The sequence below is a fragment of the Methylocystis sp. genome (genome assembly GCF_050246715.1).
GTDB lineage: Bacteria > Pseudomonadota > Alphaproteobacteria > Rhizobiales > Beijerinckiaceae > Methylocystis.
In genome coordinates this window covers 1-7,198 of sequence record NZ_JBFWVN010000094.1, presented here as the reverse complement: position 1 = coordinate 7,198, position 7,198 = coordinate 1, and the positions used below count along the sequence as shown (strand labels likewise).

6 protein-coding genes and 1 pseudogene are annotated in these 7,198 nt (G+C 64.1%); 2 read left to right on the top strand and 5 right to left on the bottom strand.

All coding sequences use genetic code 11. The features are described 5' to 3' along the window. Positions 1 to 344 precede the first annotated feature (344 nt). Positions 345 to 707, top strand: a complete 363-nt coding sequence (locus AB7I51_RS17275) for a hypothetical protein (RefSeq protein ID WP_428405499.1) — start codon at positions 345 to 347, stop codon at positions 705 to 707. Between the two features lie 36 nt (positions 708 to 743). After that, positions 744 to 1,778: an aspartate-semialdehyde dehydrogenase gene (locus AB7I51_RS17270; RefSeq protein ID WP_428405500.1), complete on the top strand. Its 1,035-nt coding sequence runs from the start codon at positions 744 to 746 to the stop codon at positions 1,776 to 1,778. Here the strand turns inward: AB7I51_RS17270 and AB7I51_RS17265 are convergent. The 5 genes and pseudogenes from AB7I51_RS17265 to AB7I51_RS17245 form a co-directional block, all read right to left on the bottom strand. Continuing rightward, positions 1,775 to 2,731, bottom strand: a complete 957-nt coding sequence (locus tag AB7I51_RS17265) for a sodium:calcium antiporter (RefSeq protein WP_428405498.1) — start codon at positions 2,729 to 2,731, stop codon at positions 1,775 to 1,777. The genes AB7I51_RS17270 and AB7I51_RS17265 overlap by 4 nt on opposite strands. A gap of 4 nt (positions 2,732 to 2,735) precedes the next feature. Further along, positions 2,736 to 3,593 (bottom strand): outer-membrane lipoprotein carrier protein LolA, encoded by an 858-nt coding sequence (locus tag AB7I51_RS17260; RefSeq protein WP_428405497.1) that lies wholly within the window; start codon positions 3,591 to 3,593, stop codon positions 2,736 to 2,738. A gap of 71 nt (positions 3,594 to 3,664) precedes the next feature. Beyond that, entirely contained in the window at positions 3,665 to 6,130 is a 2,466-nt protein-coding gene (locus tag AB7I51_RS17255) for a DNA translocase FtsK (RefSeq protein WP_428405496.1), read from the bottom strand. 78 nt (positions 6,131 to 6,208) lie between these two features. Next, positions 6,209 to 7,054 (bottom strand): YihY/virulence factor BrkB family protein, encoded by an 846-nt coding sequence (locus AB7I51_RS17250; RefSeq protein ID WP_428405495.1) that lies wholly within the window; start codon positions 7,052 to 7,054, stop codon positions 6,209 to 6,211. A 32-nt stretch (positions 7,055 to 7,086) separates the two neighbouring features. Next, positions 7,087 to 7,198: pseudogene (locus tag AB7I51_RS17245) on the bottom strand (IS5/IS1182 family transposase); the annotation flags it as partial.

Sequence of the window (7,198 nt, the reverse complement as noted above, 5' to 3'; positions counted from 1 at the left end):
CTACAACTTCCGCCGCCTGCTCGCATGGCTGGCGCTTCTGTGGGCCTTGTTCCTGAACGTCCTCGACGACGCCAACGCCTCAAATCGCCGACTAATCGCCGCTTAAATCGCGTTCTTCACGGGCGACGCAATACTAGAAGGATCAGCGCGATGATCGCGACTGAGCTGGCAAGCGTAAGAACCGTGAGAATGGAAGCGACGTTCATCACGCGCCTCGAACTACCTAATCCCAGCAGTTAGTTAGGAGGCTGGAGAGTTGCGACAAACTGGACCATTTGCAGCCGCCTTGATCCCGCCGCGCCGCCGGTTTAGGACGGATTCAAACATCTGAGGAGATTTGCGCCATGTCGACCAGCGCTCGTCTTATTTTTGGCCCGCTTTTTCTCGCCGCTTTTCTCGTCGCGGCGGTTGGCGGCGCGGTCTCTGCCCAGCAGCTCGACCCGAATGCGCTCGACACGTCCGGCGCTGTCTCAACTGCGCCGAAAGCCAAGAAGGCTAAAGCGCAACCGTCCCAGCGCGCCGGCGCCCAGCATTCGCAGCAGCAGGGCGGCGCTGGCAACCGCCAGTTTGGCGAGCTTGAGGGCTGGTCGCCCGGCAAGGCGCCGCCAGGAAAGGAGAAGGAGGCCGATACGCCGAGCTCGCCCAGCGGCAAAATGCCCGTCGGCGTGTCGCCTTCCGGAAACATGTCGGTCGGCCTTCCTTTCTAAAACGAGAGACGCCGGGTCGCCGGCTGGAGTTTGATGATGGCGTATAAGGTCGCGGTCGTCGGCGCTACGGGCAATGTAGGCCGCGAGATGTTGGATATTCTCGCCGAGCGCCGTTTCCCGGTTTCGGAAGTCGTCGCGCTGGCCTCGTCGCGCTCGATCGGCGCGGAAGTCTCTTTTGGCGACCGGACGCTTAAGTGCAAGGCGCTCGATACTTATGATTTCTCCGACGTCGACATTTGCCTGATGTCGGCCGGGGGCGCCGTCGCCAAGGATTGGGCGCCCAGAATCGGCGCGCAGGGCTGCGTCGTCATCGACAATTCCTCGGCCTGGCGCATGGACCCCGACGTGCCTTTAGTGGTGCCGGAGGTGAATGCCGGCGCCGCAGCCGGTTTCGCTAAGAAGAACATTATCGCCAACCCCAACTGCTCGACCGCCCAGCTCGTCGTCGCGCTGAAGCCGCTGCACGACGCGGCGACGATCAAGCGCGTCGTCGTCTCGACCTATCAATCGGTCTCCGGCGCCGGCAAGGAGGGCATGGACGAACTCTTCGCGCAGACGCGCTCGGTGTTCGTCTCCGACCCCATCGCTGCGAAGAAATTCCCCAAGCGCATCGCCTTCAACCTCATTCCGCATATCGACGTCTTCATGGAAGACGGCTTCACCAAGGAAGAGTGGAAGATGGTGGCGGAGACGAAGAAGATTCTCGATCCCAAGATCAAGCTCGTCGCCACCTGCGTGCGCGTGCCCGTCTTCATCGGCCATTCGGAGGCGGTGAACATCGAATTCGAAAAGCCGATTTCCGCTGACGAAGCGCGCGACATTTTGCGCGAGGCGCCGGGGGTGCTCGTCATCGACAAGCGCGAGCCCGGGGGCTATGTCACGCCGCATGAGGCGGCGGGCGAAGACGCGACCTATGTCTCGCGCATCCGCGAGGACCCGACGGTCGATAATGGCCTCGTGCTCTGGTGCGTCAGCGACAATCTGCGCAAGGGCGCGGCGCTCAACGCCGTGCAGATCGCCGAGACGCTGATGAACCGCAAGCTCATCGCGCCGAAGAAGAGGGCGGCCTAACTTCCGTCGGCGATCACGGCCGCCAGATAGGCCGCATAGACGGCGAGCAGCGCGATGCCGCGCCACGGGCGGTAAACGCCGTTTCGTGGCGGATAAACCAGAGCGAGCGCGACAAAGCCCGCGACCAGCGCCGGCACGGCCTCTATTTCGGATGTCCGAATCGGCGTGATGGCGCCGGCGACGCCGATGATGAACAGCCCGTTGAAAATATTGCTGCCGATCAGGGCGCCGAAGCCGACGTCGTCCTGTCGCCGGATGCGCGCGATCAGCGCGGTGGCGAGTTCTGGCGTCGAGGTGCCCACCGCCACCAGCGTGGCGCCGATGATAAAGTCGCTCAACCCAAATCGTTTGGCGATTTCGCTCGCGCCAAAAACAATGAAGCTCCCGGCGGCGACCAGCAGCCCCAAGCCGACCAGCGTGTCGAACAAAGCGCGCAGGAAGCCCAAAGATTCATCCGGCGGCGCCGGCGCCGCGCGCCGCTGCTCGATCGCCTCCAGCGTGGTTTTCGCGAACCATAAGGCGAAGCCTGTCAGCAGCACCGCAGCCTCGGTCCTGGACAGCGATCCGTCGATCAGCATGACGCTGAGCGCCGCCGGAGCCGCGGCGGCGACCCAGAAGTCGCGGGTCACTTGGGCGCGGATGACGGCGAGCGGCCCAAACAGCAACGCCACCCCGAAGATCAGCGCGATATTGGCGACATTGCTGCCGAGTCCGTCGCCAAGCGAGAGTTCGGGCTCGCCGGCCAGCGCCGACTGGATCGCGACGGTCAACTCCGGGCTCGACGTCGCGAAAGCGGCGACGGTGGCGGCAATGACGCTTGGCGCCACGCGCGCCCATCGGGCGATCCCGACCGTGCCGCTGACGAAAAGCTCGCCGCCGCCCGCGGCGCAGGCGAGACCCAGCGCGAGCGCGAGATAGGGCAGCGCGGTGAAAATCGCGTCCGCCGACGGCACGGGCCTACTTGTTGATCTTGAACAGCGCGGCGTCCGGAATCTTCGCCTGATCGATATTGAAGATCGAGATCAGGGTCTCGTAGCCCTGAGGATCCTTCACCTGCCACTGCTTCAATTTGAAGGTCTTGGGATCGAAGATCAGCCGCACATGCGAGGTGCCGCCGAAGGTCGCCTTATCCTCGATGAAGATGGTGACGCCCGAGTCATCGATCTTCACATCCTCGACGGTCACGTCCTTTTCGAGGTCGATCTTGTCCTTCATCAGGAATTTGAGCGGCGTCTGGGTAATGAAATAGAGGTCCTGAGTGCCAAGCTTGCGGTCGCGGACTGCGACCTGCGCGCCGTCGGCGACGACCTCCATGGTCGCAGGCTGGGCATATTCGAAACGGACCCGGCCGGCCCGCTGCACATGCAGCCTGCCTTCCGAGCGCTTGCCGTCGCCGCCGATCTGCACGAAATCGGCTGTCATTACCGGCGAAGCGTTAAAAAAGGCGTTGGCGCGCTTGAGCGCCTCGGCGCGGGTGAGGGACTTATCGGGCTCCGACGGCGAGGGCGCAGGCGCGATAATAGCGCCGGCCACGGCGGGGGCCTGTGCGGCCGGCTTTGCGCCTTTTTGAGAGGCCGGATCGGCAGCCTTTGTCTCGGCCGATTTGGACTTTGTTTCCGCTGGCGTGGCCTCCCCAGCCTTGGCCTCCCCAGACTTGGATTCCCCAGCCTTGGACCCGGCGGCAGGAGGCGCTTCGACGGCCTTGCTTTCGCTGGCCGCCTGAGCGGGCCGCGGACGACGGGCGACATTTGCGCCGGCGGCCGGGAAGGCGAAGGAAAGCGCGGCGATCAGTGCGGCGGCGGTGGCGTATTTCACGGCAAGTTCCGACTTGAGAGAGGCTGGGTGCCGTCTTGGTAGCATAAATTGGCGGAATTGGGGGCGCAGGCTTACTCCGCCGCCTCGATGTCGAAGGCGCCGCGGTCGATCCCGCCGCCGACCAGAATTTCGCGTTTTCCCGCATGGTTCGGGGCGCTCACCACCCCTTCCTGCTCCATGCGTTCGACGAGCGAGGCGGCCTTGTTGTAGCCGACTGAGAGGCGGCGCTGGATGTAGCTCGTCGAGCATTTCTTGTCGCGCAGCACGATATTGACGGCGCGGTCGTATAGGTCGCCGCCTTCCTCGGCGTCCATCGAGCCGGGCAGGGGCGCCTCGCCATCCTCGCCGGCGTCGTCCTCTGAGGTGATGGCGTCGAGATATTGCGGCGCGCCCTGCGTCTTCACATGGGCAACGATGTCCTCGACCTCACGATCCGATACGAACGGCCCGTGCACGCGGGAAATGCGGCCGCCGCCGGCCATGTAGAGCATGTCGCCCTGGCCGAGCAGCTGCTCGGCGCCTTGTTCGCCCAGGATCGTGCGGCTGTCGATTTTCGACGTCACCTGGAAGGAGATGCGGGTCGGGAAATTCGCCTTGATCGTGCCGGTGATCACATCGACCGAGGGACGCTGCGTCGCCATGATCAGATGAATGCCGGCGGCGCGCGCCATTTGCGCCAGTCTCTGGATCGCGCCTTCGATGTCCTTGCCGGCGACGAGCATGAGATCGGCCATTTCGTCGACGACGACGACGATGTAAGGCAGCGTCGAGAAAGACATTTCCTCATGTTCGAAGATCGCCTCGCCGGTCTCGCGGTCGAAGCCCGTTTGCACGGTGCGAGTGATCGTCTCGCCTTTCTTTTGCGCCTCGGCGACGCGGGCGTTGTAGCCGTCAATATTGCGCACGCCGAGCTTCGACATTTTCTTGTAGCGGTCCTCCATCTCGCGCACCGCCCATTTCAGCGCGACGACCGCCTTTTTCGGGTCGGTGACGACGGGGGTAAGGAGATGGGGAATATTGTCGTAAACCGAGAGCTCCAGCATTTTCGGATCGACCATGATCAGCCGGCACTCTTCGGGCTTTAAGCGATAGAGCAGCGAAACAATCATGGTGTTGATCGCGACCGATTTGCCGGAGCCGGTGGTGCCGGCGACCAGCAAATGCGGCATGCGCGCGAGATCGACGATCACCGGCTCGCCGCCGATGGTCTTGCCGAGCGCGATCGCGAGTTTGTGATTGGAGCGGGTAAAATCCTCGCAGGCGATGAGTTCGCGCAGCAAGACCATCTCGCGGCGCTGGTTGGGGAGCTCGATGCCGATGGCGTTGCGACCGGAAACCACGGCGACGCGGGCGGAAACCGCCGACATCGAGCGGGCGATGTCGTCGGCGAGGCCGATGACGCGCGAACTCTTGATGCCGGGGGCCGGCTCCAGCTCATACAACGTGACGACGGGTCCGGGCCGGACGTTGATGATGTCGCCCTTGACGGAAAAATCCTCGAGCACGCCCTCGAGCAGACGCGCATTCTGTTCCAGCGCCTCCTGCGAGAGCTTCACGCTATTCGCCTGTTTCTTCGGCTCGGCGAGCAGGCTGAGCGACGGCGGCTCATAGCGCGCGTTGAAACTGGGCTGGGCGGCGCGGGCAGGCGCGCGCCCGCGGCGGGGCGCCGGCGGCGCAACCGCTTCGGGCTCGTCGAGATTGCGGGCGCGCGGCGGCGCATAATCTGGATAGAGATCCTGGGCGTCGAAGGTCGGCTCGACGCGCGGGTAGCTGGGCGGCGGCGGCCGGTCCGTCGTCCGCGGGCCGCGCCTCAATCTCCCGGCCGCGCGCGCCGCCCAGGCCTTAAGCGCCAGCCCGAAGTGGATCAGCGCCCCGAGCGAAATCAGCGCGAAGCCCGGCTCGCCGCCGTCGTCGTCATCGTCGTCGGCGCTGGGACGAATGTTGGCGTCGTCTTCGGAAGACCGGCTGCGCATGTCGGCTTCGGACTCGAAGCCGAGGCCCGCGGCGCCGGTCACGGCGAGGATGGCGACAAGAGCGGCGCCGACGCCGAACGCCGCCATCATCACGCCCGAGCCGGCGAAGATCGTGCGCGGAACGGCAAGTATGGCGTCGCCGGCGACGCCGCCGAGGCCGGTGGGCAGCGGCCAGCGATCGGTCGCTGGCAGAAGCGACGCGGTCGCGGCGGTAGCGAAGACGCCAACGGTCCACAGGCCGATGCGCAGCAGGGCTCTGCCGATCCGTCGACGTCGGATGAGACGCAGTCCCTGGGTCGCGATCGGTACGATCGCCGCGATGGCGCCGAAGCCGACAAGCTGCATCAGCAGATCGGAGACGACCGCGCCCGGCGGCCCCAGCAGATTGCGGACATGGCCGGACGTCGCGTGATTGAAGGAGGGATCGCGGGCCGACCAGCTGACGAGCGACAGCGTCAGGGCGGCGGCGGTCGCGACCAAAAAGACGCCGAGAAGCTCGGCCAGCCGCCGCGCCGTGAATTCGCGAAGCTGCTCGGTGAAGTGACCGGATGCATGGCTGCGCATGTGAGGAGAAGCCCCGCTTGATCGCGAGCCCGTGGCGCGCGGATGCGGGCAGCCTAAAAAACCTCGGTTAAGGCGCGCTTAACCGTGCTTTTTTGTGGTCTTGCGGTTCGTTGCGAGAGTTTGATTGAGCTCGGCGCCATAGATGAAGATCGCCGCCAGGAGCTGAAGAAAGACAATGGCGATCATGATCGAGGCGAGACCCGCATAAGTCGAAATATAGCTGCCGGCGAATCGAGCGAGATAATTGCCGAAGCCGACTCCGAAGGCGAGCGACGCGAGCAATGTGAGCGCGATGCCGGGCGCGATGAACGCCGTGGCGCGCCGCGTCGCCGGCAGATATTTGTGGGCCGCGAACAGCGCGATGGCGAGAACGGCGGTGGTGACGCCATAGCGCACCGGTTCGTAGAGGGGCTGCAACTGCTCGACGACGTGAGGAACGTAACGCTGGGCGATTGCTCGCGCGAGCGGCGCGAGCACCAGAAGAATGGCGATGGCGAGAAGAGACGCCGCGCCGAGAACGACGAATATGATCGACTCGAGCCGAAGCAGCCACCAGGAACGCTGCTCGGGCAAGTTATAGGCTCGGTTCAGCGCAACGCGCAGCGCTTCTACGCCGGTGGCGGAAAAATAGATTGCTAACACAGCGCCGAAGGTGAGGAGCCCGCCATGCGGCTGCGTCAGCACATTGCGGATTTCCCCCGAAATCGGCGCCGCGACGCTCGACGGCCAGGCCTCGAAAAGAAGCTTCGTCGCGGCGTCCGCTTCCGCCTCCATGCCGAAAAAGCCGGCAAGCGCGGTCAGAAAAATGAGAAAGGGAAACAACGATGTGAGGATCGACAGCGCAATATAGCTCGCTATCGCCCAACCATCGTCCTGGTTGAACTTCAGATAGGCCTCGTAAAAGGTGCGCAGAAAATTTCGCATGCCAACCCATGATAGAGTGCTAGGGCCTGTCATCAATTGAGCCAGACGATAGCTGCGGAGAGGTGGATCGCGGCGAGAAAATTTCGAGCGGTTTTGTCGTAGCGCGTTGCGATGGCCCGAAATTGCTTGAGCTTGCAAAAGAAA

What these genes read in the sequence shown, in the direction of transcription:
- AB7I51_RS17275 (WP_428405499.1), top strand. Translation starts at nt 345, where the DNA reads ATGTCGACCAGCGCTCGTCTTATTTTTGGCCCGCTTTTTCTCGCCGCT.
- AB7I51_RS17270 (WP_428405500.1), top strand. Translation starts at nt 744, where the DNA reads ATGGCGTATAAGGTCGCGGTCGTCGGCGCTACGGGCAATGTAGGCCGC.
- AB7I51_RS17255 (WP_428405496.1), bottom strand. Translation starts at nt 6,130, where the DNA reads ATGCGCAGCCATGCATCCGGTCACTTCACCGAGCAGCTTCGCGAATTC.
- AB7I51_RS17250 (WP_428405495.1), bottom strand. Translation starts at nt 7,054, where the DNA reads ATGCGAAATTTTCTGCGCACCTTTTACGAGGCCTATCTGAAGTTCAAC.